At 65.7% G+C, this 14867-nt stretch carries 11 protein-coding genes; 5 read left to right on the forward strand and 6 right to left on the reverse strand.

Annotated features, from left to right (window positions below; all coding sequences use genetic code 11):
* A partial coding sequence (locus M3465_RS00005; protein WP_249499654.1) for a hypothetical protein occupies positions 1–354 on the forward strand: 354 nt, incomplete at its 5' end.
* Positions 355–550: 196 nt separating this feature from the next.
* On the opposite strand, the gene M3465_RS00010 is transcribed toward M3465_RS00005, so the two are convergent.
* From M3465_RS00010 to M3465_RS00025, 4 genes are all read right to left on the reverse strand, one after another.
* Complete coding sequence (locus M3465_RS00010) at positions 551–1276, reverse strand: RlmE family RNA methyltransferase (RefSeq protein ID WP_249499655.1); 726 nt, start codon at positions 1274–1276, stop codon at positions 551–553.
* A 91-nt stretch (positions 1277–1367) separates the two neighbouring features.
* The gene (der, locus tag M3465_RS00015) at positions 1368–2819 is read right to left on the reverse strand and encodes a ribosome biogenesis GTPase Der (RefSeq protein WP_249499656.1); all 1452 of its coding nucleotides are present in this window, start codon (positions 2817–2819) and stop codon (positions 1368–1370) included.
* A 65-nt stretch (positions 2820–2884) separates the two neighbouring features.
* On the reverse strand, positions 2885–4213 hold the full coding sequence (locus M3465_RS00020) for an outer membrane protein assembly factor BamB family protein (RefSeq protein WP_249499657.1): 1329 nt from the start codon (positions 4211–4213) through the stop codon (positions 2885–2887).
* 54 nt (positions 4214–4267) lie between these two features.
* On the reverse strand, positions 4268–4924 hold the full coding sequence (locus tag M3465_RS00025; protein WP_249499658.1) for a tetratricopeptide repeat protein: 657 nt from the start codon (positions 4922–4924) through the stop codon (positions 4268–4270).
* Between the two features lie 11 nt (positions 4925–4935).
* Here M3465_RS00025 and M3465_RS00030 point away from each other — a divergent pair, with 11 nt between their 5' ends.
* The 3 genes from M3465_RS00030 to M3465_RS00040 are packed head-to-tail and all read left to right on the forward strand — an operon-like array spanning position 4936 to position 10200.
* A complete protein-coding gene (locus M3465_RS00030) occupies positions 4936–5142 on the forward strand; it encodes a hypothetical protein (protein ID WP_249499659.1) in 207 nt (68 codons plus the stop codon).
* A 16-nt stretch (positions 5143–5158) separates the two neighbouring features.
* Positions 5159–6472, forward strand: coding sequence for an efflux RND transporter periplasmic adaptor subunit (locus M3465_RS00035; RefSeq protein ID WP_249499660.1), 1314 nt, complete (start codon positions 5159–5161; stop codon positions 6470–6472).
* Positions 6469–10200 carry an efflux RND transporter permease subunit gene (locus M3465_RS00040; protein WP_249499661.1) on the forward strand — a complete coding sequence of 1244 codons (3732 nt, stop codon included), beginning with the start codon at positions 6469–6471 and terminating at the stop codon, positions 10198–10200. Before M3465_RS00035 ends, M3465_RS00040 begins: the two co-directional genes overlap by 4 nt.
* Before the next feature lie 45 nt (positions 10201–10245).
* Here M3465_RS00040 and M3465_RS00045 read toward each other — a convergent pair whose 3' ends face one another.
* Together M3465_RS00045 and M3465_RS00050 are read right to left on the reverse strand one after the other, a co-directional pair.
* Positions 10246–12060, reverse strand: coding sequence for an ABCB family ABC transporter ATP-binding protein/permease (locus M3465_RS00045; RefSeq protein WP_249499662.1), 1815 nt, complete (start codon positions 12058–12060; stop codon positions 10246–10248).
* Between the two features lie 129 nt (positions 12061–12189).
* A complete protein-coding gene (locus M3465_RS00050; RefSeq protein ID WP_249499663.1) occupies positions 12190–13728 on the reverse strand; it encodes a helicase HerA-like domain-containing protein in 1539 nt (512 codons plus the stop codon).
* Positions 13729–14166: 438 nt separating this feature from the next.
* Here M3465_RS00050 and M3465_RS00055 point away from each other — a divergent pair, with 438 nt between their 5' ends.
* Positions 14167–14862 (forward strand): invasion associated locus B family protein, encoded by a 696-nt coding sequence (locus M3465_RS00055; RefSeq protein WP_249499664.1) that lies wholly within the window; start codon positions 14167–14169, stop codon positions 14860–14862.
* Positions 14863–14867 lie beyond the last annotated feature (5 nt).

Genomic DNA, 14867 nt, shown 5'->3' on the forward strand with positions numbered 1-14867 from the left:
CCCCAACCGCGCCTCAGCGCCGCCGGTGAGGGGGGTTCTACGGTTAGTGAGAGATCTGCGCAAGCAGAAAATTCAGGAAAAGCGGAATTTTTCGCGAAAACAACGCAACCGATTGTTTTCAAATGGATTCTCTCTGAGTTGGTCTTGCGTAAAGCGGAGCGGTCGGCCTCTCGCTGTCACGTCCAGATCGCCGCTCTGAGACTTATCCACAGCTTTACCCACATTTGCCCCAAGGTAAAGCAAGGAAAATTGCCGGAATCGCCCGCTCCCGCGGTGGAATCGCTCGCGAGCGAGTCGGTCCGCGGCCTTTGTCGCGGCACAAATCGGCCGCAAAGCTCCTTTATGGTCGCCTGACAGCCCGAAAGGAGGGGGAGATGAAACATACACGCGATTGGCACCACCCCGACACGCGGCTCGCCCGTCTTTTCGAACTCCACCGCCAGCGGGCTCGTCAACGATTGGCCGGGGGCTCTGCGGAAAATCCGGCAGTTCTCAGCGACGCCGCCGAACGGCGTCTGCGCGAGCGCGCGATCCGTTCGCTACAACGCGATCAGACTGCGGCGCCCCGAAAGCCGGTTGCGACGACGAATTTCTCGGAACTGTCCGAACGGGAAGCCGGCGGCTTGACGTTCATCACCTTTGTAAATCGCTGCTTGAGGAGTTTCTGCAACTCGCCCTCCGCCCCGCCGGCAAGAACCTTGGCCACGAAGGTGCCGCCCTCTTCGAGCACATCGAAAGCGAAATGGGCCGCGGTCTCGCACAGGTTCATGATGCGCAGGTGATCGGTCTGCTTGTGACCCGATGAGGCCGCCGCCATATCCGACATGACGACATCGGCCTTGCCGCCAATCCAAGCCTTCACCTTGTCGTCCGCGCCGTCATCAAGAAAATCGAGCTGATGGATCTCCGCGCCCGCAATCGGATCGACCTCCTGCAGATCGATCCCAAGAACCGTGCCGACTTTCTTTCCCGGCTTTTCTCCCAGCGCGTTGACCCGTTGCACAGCCACTTGGCACCAGCCGCCCGGCGCACAACCGAGATCGACGACGCGCGCACCGGGCACCAGGAAGCGATACTTCTCGTCGAGTTCCAGAATCTTGTAGGCCGCCCGTCCGCGATAGCCGTCTGTCTGGGCGCGCTTCACATATGGATCGTTGAGCTGCCGCTGCAGCCAGCGCGTCGAGCTGAGCTTGCGGCCGCGCGCGGATTTCACCTTGACCTTCAGATCGCGCTGGCCGCGTCCGGACGTGTTCTTGCCGCTTGGGGTCTTGGCCATGTCGTCACCGAATATTGTCCGCGACCGCTTTAGCATGGCGCGCCGCGCAGGTCAGCAGTTTCCCTCGCGGGCCGGGCGATGCCGAAGGCGCCTATCGCCGACCCTTGCCGAGATGCTTCCTGAGCGCCCCGGCGTTCTTTTCCGTCCGGCCCTTGTAGGGGTTCCGATCGCCCTGCCCGCGCAAGGTCAGCCGGATGGGCGTTCCGGGCATGTCGAAATCCTCGCGCAGCCCGTTGACGAGATACCGGCGGTAGCTGTCGGGCATCTTGTCGGGATGCGAGCACATCACGACGAAACCGGGCGGGCGGGTCTTGGCCTGGGTCATGTAGCGCAGCTTGATCCGCCGGCCCTGCGGCGCGGGGGGCGGATGCTGTTCGATCATCCCGGCGAGCCAACGGTTGAGCTGCGCGGTCGTGACCCGACGGTTCCAGACATCATGTGCCTTCAGGATCGCCGCGTGCAGCCGGTCGAGCCCGCGCCCCGTTCGCGCAGAGACCGTGACCAGCGGTGCGCCGCGCAATTGCGGCAAGAGGCGTTCGAACGCCTCCTTCAATTCGCGCAGCTTTTCCTGCCGGTGTTCCTCGGCGTCCCATTTGTTGACGGCGATGACCACCGCGCGCCCCTCGCGCTCGGCCAGATCGGCAATGCGCAGATCCTGGCTCTCGAAGGGGATCGCGGCATCCAGCAGGACCACCACGACCTCGGCGAATTTCACCGCGCGCAGCCCGTCTGAGACCGACAGCTTTTCCAGCTTTTCCTGCACCTTCGCCTTCTTGCGCATCCCGGCCGTGTCGAAGATGCGCATCGGCGTGCCGTCCCAATCGGTCTGCACCGAGATCGCATCGCGTGTGATGCCGGCCTCGGGGCCGGTCAGCAGGCGATCCTCGCCGAGGATGCGGTTGATGAGCGTGGATTTGCCCGCATTAGGCCGGCCCACGACGGCGATCTGCAAGGGCTTGGCCGCCGTGATGGCGCGCGCGCCGCCCTCTTCCTCGTCACCGACATCCACCTCGATCTCGGGCGCCGCCGCTTCGGCGCGCTTGTCGTATTCATCCGCCAGGGGTTGCAACGCGCTGTAGAGTTCCGGCATCCCCTCGCCATGCTCCGCCGACAGCCGGATCGGCTCGCCCAGCCCAAGCGCATAGGCTTCGAGAACCCCGGCATCGGCGGCCTGCCCCTCGGCCTTGTTGGCGGCCAATATGATGTGATCCGACCGCTTGCGCAGTATCTCGGCGAACATCTCGTCGGTCGGGGTCACGCCGGTGCGTGCATCGATCACGAAGAGGCACACATCGGCCATGTCCACGGCGCGTTCGGTCATCTTGCGCATCCGTCCGGGCAGGCTTTCATCGGTCGCGTCTTCCAGACCCGCCGTGTCGATCACCGTAAAGCGCAGATCGCCAAGCCGCGCCGCGCCTTCACGCAGATCGCGCGTCACGCCCGGCTGATCGTCGACCAGCGCGAGGCGCTTGCCGACCAGACGGTTGAACAATGTCGATTTGCCCACATTGGGGCGTCCGACGATGGCAAGGGTGAAAGACATGGGCACGCGGCTCCGGCAGGTATCAGACCGCTCGCCTAGCCTATTTCCCGCCTTCGCGAAAGGGGTTACCGAAAGGCGTGAAGAACGCCCGATTTCGACACGACATAGAGCGTGCCGTTCGCCACGATGGGCCGCGTGGTCGCGCCGCCGGGGATCTCCGTTTGTCCGACAAGCGCGCCCGAGGCCGGATCGAAGGCGCGCAGCAGCCCGTCCGAGGACGCGACGATCAGACGCCCGCCGGCAAGGATCGGCCCGTGATTGACGAAAGCGGCGTCGCGCCCCTTCTGCGGTTTGCGCACCGGCACATAGCCGGGCAGATCGACCGACCAGATTTGCGATCCGTCCTGCGCATCGAGTCGCACCAGCTTGTTCAGATCGGAAACGAAATAAACCGAATTGCCCGCCGGCCAGACGGCATCGAGCGCGCCGTGCTTCGCCGTCCACAGCCGTTCGCCCGAATTGACGTTGAGCGCGACGAGGCGCCCCGAATGATTGCCGACATAGACCCTGTCGCCATCGATCACCGGATAGCCGGTGATGTCGTCGATCAAGGAAATCGCGAACCCCTTGCGCCCACCGACGATATCCGCGCTCCAGAGCCGCAGCCCGCCCTGCCGGAACGCGCCTTCGACCGCGCCGCTGCCATAGGAAAAGACGACGTGCTTGTTCGTGACCGCAGGCGGGGCCGCGCCGGCCACGTTGTTCACGTCGCCCAGACCGTCCGATTGCCAGCGGATGCGCCCGTCGGATTGCTCGACCGCCCAGGCGGTGCTGTCCCCGGCCACGAGATAGACCAGATCGCCGAAAACCGTGGGCGCGCCTGTCGCCGTTTCACCAAGCTTCTGCGTCCAGATCTCGCCGCCGGTCGCCGCGTCGAGCGCGGTCAGCGTGCCGAAGCCCGAGGTCACGAAAAGCCGCCCGTCGGAATGGGCGAGCCCGCCGGCGAACGCCTGGCTGGCGTCATCGCGCAGCGGCACGAGCGAATAGCTCCAGAGCGCCGCGCCGCCTGTCGAGGTCGCGCTCACGCGGCCCGCGCTGTCGATCGTGAAGACGCGGCCATCCGCGACCACCGGATCGGTGATGATCCGCGCGCGGCGCTTGTCGCCCTGCCCGATCGGCACGGACCAGAGCGGCGCCAGCCGCGGAGACAGCGCAGCGTTCGCCGTGCGATAGGACGGGCTCACATGGGCCTGCGGCCAGTCGGCATTTGCTCGCGCGGCGGGGATATTGGCGGGCGCGCTGTAATTGGCGGGATCGGCGGGCGCGCCCTCCGCGCCCTCCTGCAGCACCTCGCGCACACCGAGCCGGTCGCCGGGCAGGATGATCTCGCGTTCCGTGCAGGCAGCCAGAGCGCCAAGCCCCAGAAGTCCGGCCATCAGAAGTTTGCTATGCACTGCCCTGCCCCCGTATCGTTCTGGCCTGTCTCATCCGCGCCCCTGCCGGCGCTGTCAGGATGCGCTCAATTCGCCCCCGAGCGCCACAATCAACTGAGATGCCCGCCGGCGCAAGCCCGGCGTGACCTCGGCATCTGCAAGGATTGCGTTCAGACGCTCCAGAGCGGCAACCGTGTCGCCCGCCTCGATCTCCAGCAGCGCGAGCTGTTCCTCGGCCAGAAGCCGCAGCGGCGCGCCGGGCATCGCCATCGCCTCGAAGGCGGCGCGGCGCTCATCCGCGCTCATCGGGCTTTCGGGGCGGGTCAGCGCCTTGAAACTGGCGATCTGGCGATAAATCTCGGGCAGCTCGCCATTCGTCGCCGCGCGGCTGAGCCGTTCTGCGGCCTCGGCGCCCTTGTCCTGCGCGGCCTGTTCGGCGGCGATCAGCATGTCGAGCACCGCCGCCCCTCCGGCCGTCGGCGCGTCGATCCGGGCCAAAGCCTCGACGCGGGCCGCCGCATCGTCATTCTCCAGCGCCGCGATGACCGCATCGCCGAAACCCTGCGCGCGCGCAGCCTCGGCCGAGCGGGCATATTCGCGCCACGCCGTTCCGGCGACCAGCAGCAGCACCAGCACCACCGCGATCCAGCCATAGCGGCGCATCAGCCGGAACAACCGGTCGCGGCGCACCTCTTCGGTCACCTCGTCGATAAAGCTGTCGGTCTCGCTCACGCCATTCTCCCATGCGCCATATCGCGCCCCTCTTATCGCGGCTGGCGCAGGGTGCCAAGCGGTGCTTTGCCGGCGCGCCGGGGCGGATTGTTGTAAAAAAGCGCATCGATGTTAATCTGAACTCATCGGTTTACCGTATCTCTTTTGTGCGCCGCGATGATGACCTAGACAAAGGCGATCCTGCGCCGGCGGCGTCCGGCAGAACGAATTCGATTTGAAAACAAGGTTGGCTTGATGCGCATCGTCCCCCTGATTACGGCAGTTCTGGTGGCTGCGTTCCTCTTCGCGATCGTGATCGAGCGGGACCGGCTCTTCGCCTTTGTGAACGATCTGAGCCCGCGCCCCGATCCCGCACCCATCACCGACACCGCCGCCGCCGCGCAGGAGGATACCGCAGCGGCCGCGCCACCGGAGCCCGAGACGGCAGAGGACGGCATCGTCCGCGTCATGGCGACCCGCTCGGTTGCGCGCGAAATCGAAACTCAGGTCGTCCTGCGCGGCCAGACCGAAGCGGCGCGGCAGGTCTCCGTCATGTCGGAAGCCAGCGGCAAGGTCGTCTCCGAGCCGCTGCGCAAGGGCGCTTTCGTGGAACGCGGCGACACGCTTTGCCAACTCGATCCCGGCACCAGTGCCGCCTCACTCGCCGAGGCAAAAGCCCGGCTGACCGAGGCGCAGGCGCGCCAGCCCGAGACCGAGGCGCGCATCCCCGAAGCCGAGGCCCGGCTGGCCGAGGCCCGCGCGCGCCTGCAGGAGGCCGAGATAAACGCGACCGCCGCCAAGCGGCTGATCGAGGGCGGTTTCGCCAGCCAGACGCGCGTCGCCAATACCGAAGCGACGGTGCAAAGCGCACAGGCGGCGATCCGCAGCGCGCAGGCCGGGGTCGAGGCCGCGCGCGCCGGGCTGAACGGGCTTCAGGCAAATATCGAAAGCGCCGCCGCCGCTGTCGCCCGCGCCGAGACGGAAATCGACCGGCTGACCATCACCGCGCCCTTCGCGGGGCTGCTCGAATCCGACACGGCCGAGCTTGGCAGCCTTCTGCAACCCGGCGCGCTTTGCGCGACGGTGATCCGGCTCGATCCGATCAAGGTGGTCGGCTTCGTTCCCGAAACGCAGGTCGCGCGGGTCGAGGTCGGAGCACATGGCACGGTGCGCCTGAGCGATGGCACACAGGCCGATGCACGCGTGACCTTCCTGTCCCGCGCCGCCGACCCGACCACCCGCACCTTCCGCGTCGAACTCACGGTGGCGAACCCGGATCTCGCGATCCGCGACGGCCAGACCGCCGAAATCCGCATCGAGGCGCAGGGCGTCGAGGCGCATTTGCTGGCGGCCTCCGCGCTGACGCTGAACGACGAAGGCACGCTGGGCGTGCGCAGCATCGACGCGGATATGCAGGCCCGCTTCATGCCGGTCACCGTGCTGCGCGATGCGCCCGAAGGCGTCTATCTCGCCGGGCTTCCGCCGCAGGTCGACGTCATCACCGTGGGGCAGGAATTCGTCACCGATGGCGTGCCGGTCGTGCCCAGCTTCGAGGAGGTCATCCAATGACCGGCATCGTCGATTGGGCCGCCGGCCGCGCCCGCATGGTGCTGGCCTTCATCGCGCTCTCGCTCGTCATCGGGGGCGCTGCCTATCTGAACCTGCCAAAGGAAGGCGAGCCGGATATCGAGATCCCGGCGCTGTTCGTCTCCACCGTCTTTCCCGGCATCTCGGCTGCCGATAGCGAAACGCTGCTGGTCAAGCCGATGGAAACCGAGCTGTCCGATCTCGACGGGCTGAAATCCATGTCCGGCACCGCCGCCGAAGGCTATGCGGGCGTCGCGCTGGAATTCGAATTCGGCTGGGACAAGACCCGCATCATGGCCGACGTGCGCGACGCGATGAACAAGGCGCAGGCGAAATTCCCCGCCGGGGCCGAGCAATATTCGATCACCGAGATCAACTTCTCCGAATTTCCGATTCTGATCGTGAACCTGACCGGCCCTGTGCCCGAACGCACCATGGCACGCGTCGCCAAGGATCTTCAGGACCGTATCGAGGGGCTTGATTCGGTGCTTGAGGCCGGCATCGCGGGCAATCGCGACGAGATGCTGGAGGTCGTGATCGATCCGCTCAAGCTGGAAAGCTACAACGTCACGGCGGGCGAGTTGATCGGCGTGGTGCAGAACAACAACCAACTGATCGCAGCGGGTGAAATCACCGCCGAGCAGGGCAGTTTCGCCGTCAAGATCCCGTCGAGCTTCGACGACCGGAGCGATGTCTACGACCTGCCCGTCAAGGTGAACGGCGACCGCGTGGTCACGCTGGGCGATCTGGCGACGATCAACCTGACCTTCGAGGACCGCGACGGCACCGCCCGTTTCAACGGCGAAAAGACGCTGGCGCTGCAGATCGTCAAGCGCAAGGGCTTCAACCTGATCGACACCGCCGACGCGGTGAAGGCCGTGGTCGCCGCCGCCGAGGCCGAGTGGCCCGCCGAATTGCAGGCCGCCGTCACGGTCGGCTCCTCGAACGACCAGTCGCGCATCGTGGACAGCATGGTGCGCCAGCTCGAAGGCTCGGTGCTGACGGCGGTGGCGCTCGTGATGATCGTGGTTCTGGCTTCGCTCGGCCTGCGCGCGGCGCTGCTGGTGGGTTTTGCAATCCCCACCTCGTTCCTGCTGTGCTTCCTGCTGCTGACGATCATGGGGGTGAGCATCTCGAACATCGTGATGTTCGGCCTGATCCTCGCGGTCGGGATGCTGGTCGATGGCGCCATCGTGGTGGTCGAGAACGCGGACAAGCGCATTCAGGCCGGAACCGGACCGATGCACGCCTATGTCGAGGCGGCCAAACGCATGTTCTGGCCGGTGGTAAGCTCCACAGGAACGACACTATGCGCCTTTCTGCCGATGCTGTTCTGGCCGGGGATTCCGGGCGAATTCATGGGGCTCTTGCCCGTCACGATCATCTTCGTGCTGTCGGCCTCACTGGTGGTCGCGCTCGTTTATCTGCCCGTGGTCGGCGGCGTGACGGGCCGCTTCAGCCGCATGTTGACGCGCGCGTCCGAACGCCTGCGTGCCGCCCTGCCCTGGCCCGCGCGGCTGGCGCTGGTGCCGCTGGTGCTGGGTCTTTTGCTGCTGGGTGCGCTGATGCTGCTCGATCCGGGATTCCTCATCCCGCCGGTCGCAGGCGGCCCGCTCGCCCATGCGCCCGGCATCGCGCTTTTCCTGATCGGCTCTGTGCTGGCCTCCATCGTGCTCGATGCGGCCTCCTTCAAATGGCGCAAGCGGCGCATAGAGACGCGCAAACGCACGCTTTTCGGGCATGTCATCAAGCTGATCGCCGGCAATCCGGTCATGCCGATCGTCGCCGCCGGTGCCGTTCTGGCCTTCGTCGTCAGCGTTTTCACCTATTTCGGCGAACACAATAACGGCGTCGAGTTCTTCGTGGAATCCGAACCCGAACAGGCCATCGTCTATGTCCGCGCGCGCGGCAATCTCAGCCTCGAAGAGAAAGACGCGCTGGTCAAACGCGCCGAGCGGATCGTGCTGGCCCATCCCGGCGTGCAGAACGCCTTTTCCTTCGCGGGGCGCGGCGGGCTCAACACCGATGCCAGTGGCGCGCAGGTGCCCAAGGACACGATCGGACAGGTCCAGCTCGAAACCATCCCGTGGGAAGACCGCGCGGACCGGCCCGAGCTCGATGGCGATGTGGTGCTCGATGAACTGACCGCGCAGCTTGAGCGGATTCCGGGGATCGAGATCGAAATCCTGTCGCAAAACCGCGGCCCCGCCAGCGGCAAGCCGGTGCATCTGCGGCTGAAATCCGACGACTGGGACAGACTGCTGGCCGCAACCGAAACCGCGCGCACGAAATTCGAGGCGACGCCCGGCCTGACCCTGATCGAGGACACCCGGCCCCTGCCCGGCATCGACTGGCAGATCGATGTCGATGTCGAAAAGGCGGGCCGCTACGGAGCGGATGTCGCCACCGTGGGCGCGATGGTGCAACTGGTCACGCGCGGGCTGCTGCTCGACACGATGCGGGTGGACAGCTCGGACGAGGAAATCGAGATCCGCGTCCGCTTGCCCGAGGAAGACCGGTTCCTGTCCACGCTCGACACGCTGCGCGTGCGCACCGCAGACGGGCTGGTGCCGCTGTCCAACTTCATCACCCGAAAGCCGGTTGAGAAGCTGGCCGAGATCACCCGCGTCGATCAGAAGCGCCATTTCGACGTCAAGGCGGATGTGCTGCCGGGCCTGTCCAAGCTTGCGCTCGCGGGGCAGGACGACCCGGTCATCCTGCGCGCGGACGAAAACGGCCCGCTGACCGGACCGGGCGGCGCACGCCATGCGATCCTGAACGCGGGCGGCGCGGCGCCAAGCGACGTTCAGGACGCGCTCGACAGCGGCGCGAGGCTCATCCCGGTGAACGCCAATGAACGCATCGCGCAGCTGACCGACTGGCTGTCGGGCAACCCCCTGCCCGGCATCGAATGGGAATGGACCGGCGATCAGGAGGAACAGGCCGAAAGCCAGGCTTTCCTCGGCAAGGCCTTCGGCGCGGCGCTGGGGCTGATGTTCATCATCCTGCTGGCGCAGTTCAACAGTTTCTACAACGCGGTTCTGGTGCTGCTGGCGGTGGTGCTCTCGACCACGGGCGTGCTGATCGGGATGCTGGTCATGGATCAGACCTTCAGCATCATCATGACCGGCACCGGTATCGTCGCTTTGGCGGGGATCGTGGTGAACAACAACATCGTGCTGATTGACACCTACCAGGAATATTCCCGCTACATGCCTCGCATCGAGGCGATCATCCGCACCGCAGAGGACCGCATCCGCCCGGTGCTGCTGACCACGATTACCACGATGGCCGGGCTGGCGCCGATGATGTTCGGGCTGAGCCTCGATTTCTTCGGCGGCGGCTATTCCATCAACAGCCCGACCGCGCTCTGGTGGAAGCAACTGGCGACGGCGGTGGTCTTCGGGCTCGGCATCGCAACGGTGCTGACGTTGGTCTTCACACCGTCGATGCTGGCGGTCAGGGTCTGGCTCGGCACCTATGCGCTTTGGACGGCGCGTCTGCTGGCACGGCTCGGCGGCGGACGGGCGGCAAGCGACTGGGCGCTCGCCCGCGCGGCGCGCAAGACCGAACCGCCGACGATCCTCTGGGACGACACCGACGCCACAGCCCCCGGTTACGACGATGCGGAGGCCGCGCCGCAACTGGAGGATCTGCAATCCGTGCTGCGCCGCCGCAAGGGCGGACCGCCGGTTCGGGCAGCGGAGTAAGCGCGTTCGAACGCGCTTTGACGCCGTTTCGAAACGGCGTGTGCCCTACGCCGCCTCCTCTTCCTGCATCTGCCGCTGCCAGAGCGCCGCGTAGCGGCCCCCCCCTGCCAGCAATTCGGCATGGGTGCCGCTCTCGGCGATCTGCCCGCCCTCCAGCACGACGATCCGGTCCGCATCCGCAATGGTGGAAAGCCTGTGCGCGATGGTGATGACGGTGCGCCCTTCGCCGGCGCGGCGCAGCGCGCCCTGGATCGAGCTTTCGGTTTCCGAATCGAGCGCCGAGGTCGCCTCGTCGAGGATCAGAATGGGCGGATCCTTGAGCAGCGTGCGCGCAATGCCGACGCGCTGTTTCTCACCGCCCGAGAGCTTCAGCCCGCGCTCTCCGACCATCGTGTCATAGCCGTTCGGCAGCGACATGATGAAATCGTGAATGCGCGCCGAGCGGGCGGCCGCGACGATCTCGTCCTCGGTAGCCCCGTCGCGGCCATATGCGATGTTGTAGCGGATCGTGTCGTTGAAAAGCACCGTGTCCTGCGGCACCACGCCGATCGCCTCGTGCAGGCTATCCTGCGTGACGTCCCGCACGTCCTGCCCATCGATGCGAACCGCGCCGCCCGTCACGTCATAGAACCGAAAGAGCAGACGCCCGATGGTGGATTTGCCCGCGCCGGAGGGGCCGACTAGCGCCACTTTCTGTCCCGGTGCGATATCGAGCGAGATGCCCCGAAGGATCGGACGCGCCGGATCGTAGCCGAAATGCACATCGTCGAAGCTGACCGCGCCGCGCGTGACATCCAGCATCGGCGCGCCGGGCTTGTCGGAGACCTCCTGCGGCTGGCCCAGCAGGTCGAACATCTCGCCCATATCGACAAGGCTTTGCCGGATCTCTCGATAGACCGTGCCGAGGAAATTGAGCGGCATGGTGATCTGGATCATGTAGGCGTTGACCATGACGAAATCGCCCACCGTCAACGTTCCGTTCTGCACACCGAGCGCGGCCATCACCATGACGGTGATCAGCCCGCCGGTGATGATGAGGCTCTGGCCGAAATTGAGCATGGCCAGCGACGTCGCCGTCTTGATCGCCGCACCCTCGTAGCCCTGCATCGCAGCGTCATAGCGCCCGACCTCGCGCGCTTCGGCCCCGAAATACTTGACGGTTTCGAAATTGAGCAGGCTGTCGATGGCCTTCTGGTTGGCATCGGTGTCCTGCGCGTTCATCTCGCGGCGCAGGCGGACGCGCCATTCGGTGACCTTGAAGGTAAAGGCGACATAGATCGCGATCGTCACCAGAACGACGAGCGTGTAGCGCACATCCAGAAGCACCAGCAGGAACCCCGCAACCAGCAGCAATTCGAGGATCAGCGGCCCGATGCTGAAAAGCAAAAAGCGCAACAGGAAATCGACCGCCTTGACCCCGCGTTCGATGATCCGGCTCAGCCCGCCCGTCTTACGGGTGATGTGATAGCGCATCGACAGGCGGTGGATATGCGAGAAGGTCTCGATCGCCAGGGAGCGCAGGGCGCGCTGGCCGACGCGCGCGAAAACGCCGTCGCGCAACTGCTGAAAGCCGACATTCATCAGCCGCGCCGCGCCATAGGCCAGCGTCAGCCCCACCCCGCCCAGCATCAGATCGGGCACCTCGCCGCCGAGCGCATCGACCGCGCGGCCGAACAGCAGCGGCGCGAGAACGCCGACGAGCTTGGCAAGGACGAGACAGACCAGCGCGATCACCACACGGCGTTTCACCCACGGTTTGTCCTTCGGCCAGAGATAGGGACCGACCTTGCGGATGGTGCGGATGCCGGAGCGGCGCTCCTCGGCGGCGATCTGGGCGTCGGTGGTGGTGTCGGCTGGCATGGGCGGGCTTTCCTTGCTGTCCGGCGGGATCTAGCCCGGCGGGGCGCGGAAGGCCAGCGGCGGACGTTTCGGGGGCGCTGCCCCCGGACCCCCGGGATATTTCCGGCAAGAAGAAAGGGGAGGACGCCGTCAGCGGTTCTTGAAGAGCCCGCCGAGGATGCCGCGCACGATGCGGCGGCCGGTGGAGCCCTTGAGTTCCTTCATCACATGGCCTGTCAGGATCTCGCCGAAGCCGGCCTGTTTGTCCTGCTGCGCGCCGGAGCGCGGCACGCGGGTGCCGGTGAAGCGGCGGCCGGTCTTGTATTCGCGCATCGCCATGTCGAGATCGTGCTCGGTGCGCTCGGCCTCCTCGGCGGCGCGGGCGGCCTTTTGTGCGCGTCCGGCGAGCCGTTCGAAGGCCGACTCGCGATCGATGGGCGCGGAGTAGCGCGCGCCGAGATCGGAGGCGCGGATGACGTCTTCGCGTTCGGCGGGCGTGATCGGCCCGAGTTGCGACGAGGGCGGGCGGATCAGCGTGCGCTCGACCATGCCGGGAATGCCCTTGCGTTCCAGAAACGAGGTCACGGCCTCGCCCACGCCGACCTCGCGGATCGCATCTTCGGTGTCGAAAGCCGGATTCCCGCGATAGGTTTCCGCGGCCATGCGCAGCGCCTTGCGGTCCCGCGCGGTGAACGCGCGCAGCGCGTGCTGCACGCGGTTGCCGAGCTGTCCGAGGATGTCCTGCGGGATATCATCGGGGGACTGCGTGATGAAATAGACCCCCACCCCCTTGGAGCGGATGAGCCGCGCGACCTGTTCGACCTTGTCGACCAATGCCTTGGGGGCGTCATCGAAAAGCAGATGCGCCTCGTCGAAGAAGAAGACCAGCCTGGGTTTGTCGGGATCGCCCAGTTCGGGCAGATCCTCGAAGAGTTCCGACAGCAGCCAGAGCAGGAAGGTCGCATAGAGCCGGGGCGAAGCCATCAGCCTGTCGGCGGCGAGGATGTTGACCTGGCCCCTCCCGCCCGGTGCTATGCGCATCAGGTCGGCCAGATCGAGCGCCGGTTCGCCGAAGAAATCGGCCGCGCCCTGGTTCTCCAGCACCAGGAGCCGCCGCTGGATCGCGCCCACCGACGCGACCGAGATATTGCCGTAGCGCAGCGAGACATCCTTGCGGTTCTCTCCGAGCCAGACCAGCATCGCCTGCAGATCCTTCAGATCGAGCAGCGGCAAGCCTTCCTCATCGGCGACGCGGAAGGCGATGTTGAGAATGCCCTCCTGCGCCTCGGTCAGCTCCAGCAGGCGGGCGATCAGCAGGGGGCCCATTTCGGCGACCGTGGTGCGCACGGGATGGCCCTGTTTGCCGAAAAGATCCCAGAAGGTGACGGGAAACCCCTCGTAGCGGTAATCGTCGAAGCCGATGGTGGCGGCGCGTTCGGCAAAGGCCTCATGCAGCTTGAAACCGGCGTCGCCCGGCTTGGCGAGGCCCGACAGATCGCCTTTCACATCGGCCATGACCACCGGCACGCCCCGCGCGGAAAAGCCTTCGGCGAGGATCTGCAGCGTCACCGTCTTGCCGGTGCCGGTCGCCCCTGCGATCAGCCCGTGGCGGTTGGCGTAATCCAGCCTGAGGTATTGCTTGTCGCCGTAATCCGGTCCGCCACCGCCGACGAAGACCCCGTTTTCCATGCGCATTCCCTTCCGCCGTTGCCCCGTCTCATGAACATACAAATTTAACCTTTTGCGGCCAGCATGTTTTTCGCCGGTCCGGGGACACGCACCGTGCGCGCGCAGGCGATCCTCCCTGCGCTTGCGTCGCACGCATCGCGCGGCGTTTGTCGGCTATGATTTTTACGCCGAAAAACCCTGTTGACGGGTTCGAAATCATTTCGTAGCGTCACCGCAATATAAGTCGGCCGGTCCGACAGGGAGACAACAAGGGAAGATGCGGGAACGCGTCTTCCTTTTTCGTTTCAGGCGCTTGTTTCGCGATCTTCCCGCCCTGCATGAAGCGCCGCGCGGGATTTCGCCAAGCCTCTCTTCAGGTATTCGTATTTTGGCCTGACAGCGCCCGACGCGCGTGTTACGCCAACCGGCAACATGATTTGCGCTTATCGAGAGGACTGTATGACCAATCCCCTGTTTCTCATGACCACCGTGGCAGGACTTGCACTGGCCGGCATGGCCGCCGCTCAGGACAGCGAGGCCGATGCGCCGCAGGGCGAGACGCCCGAAACGGCGGCCGAAACCGCTGCGCCCGAGGCGCAAGCGGATACCGAGCCGAAGGCAGAGCCCGAGGCCGGTGGCAACGATCTGTCGGTGCTGGACACCGGGGAGACGGTGAATGAAGGCGCGGCTTCCGACGAGACCTATGTGAAGACGACGCATGGCGATTGGGCGGTGCAGTGTTTGCGCGTCGAGAAGGGCCAGGAGCCCTGCCAGATGTATCAGCTGCTCAAGGATGCCAATGGCGGAAGCGTCGCGGAAGTCAGCATCTTCCGCCTTCCCGAGAACGATCGCGTCGCGGCCGGTGGCACCTTCGTCGTGCCGCTCGAGACGCTTCTGACCGAGAAGCTCAACGTGCGCGTCGATACCGGACAGGCCAAGCGTTACGATTATTCCTTCTGCACGACGGTTGGCTGCTATGCCCGTGTCGGCTTTACCGCGCAGGATGTTGCGGCGTTCAAGCGCGGCAAGGAAGCGACCGTGATGCTCGTTCCCGCGCTGGCGCCCGATCAGCGCGTGACAGTCACGATGTCACTTTCCGGGTTCACAGCCGCCTATGACGAGATCACCGCGCTAGAGCAGCCGGCGCAGCAATAGCCGCG

The sequence above is a fragment of the Marivita sp. GX14005 genome, assembly GCF_023370775.1.
Classification (GTDB): Bacteria; Pseudomonadota; Alphaproteobacteria; order Rhodobacterales; family Rhodobacteraceae; genus Marivita.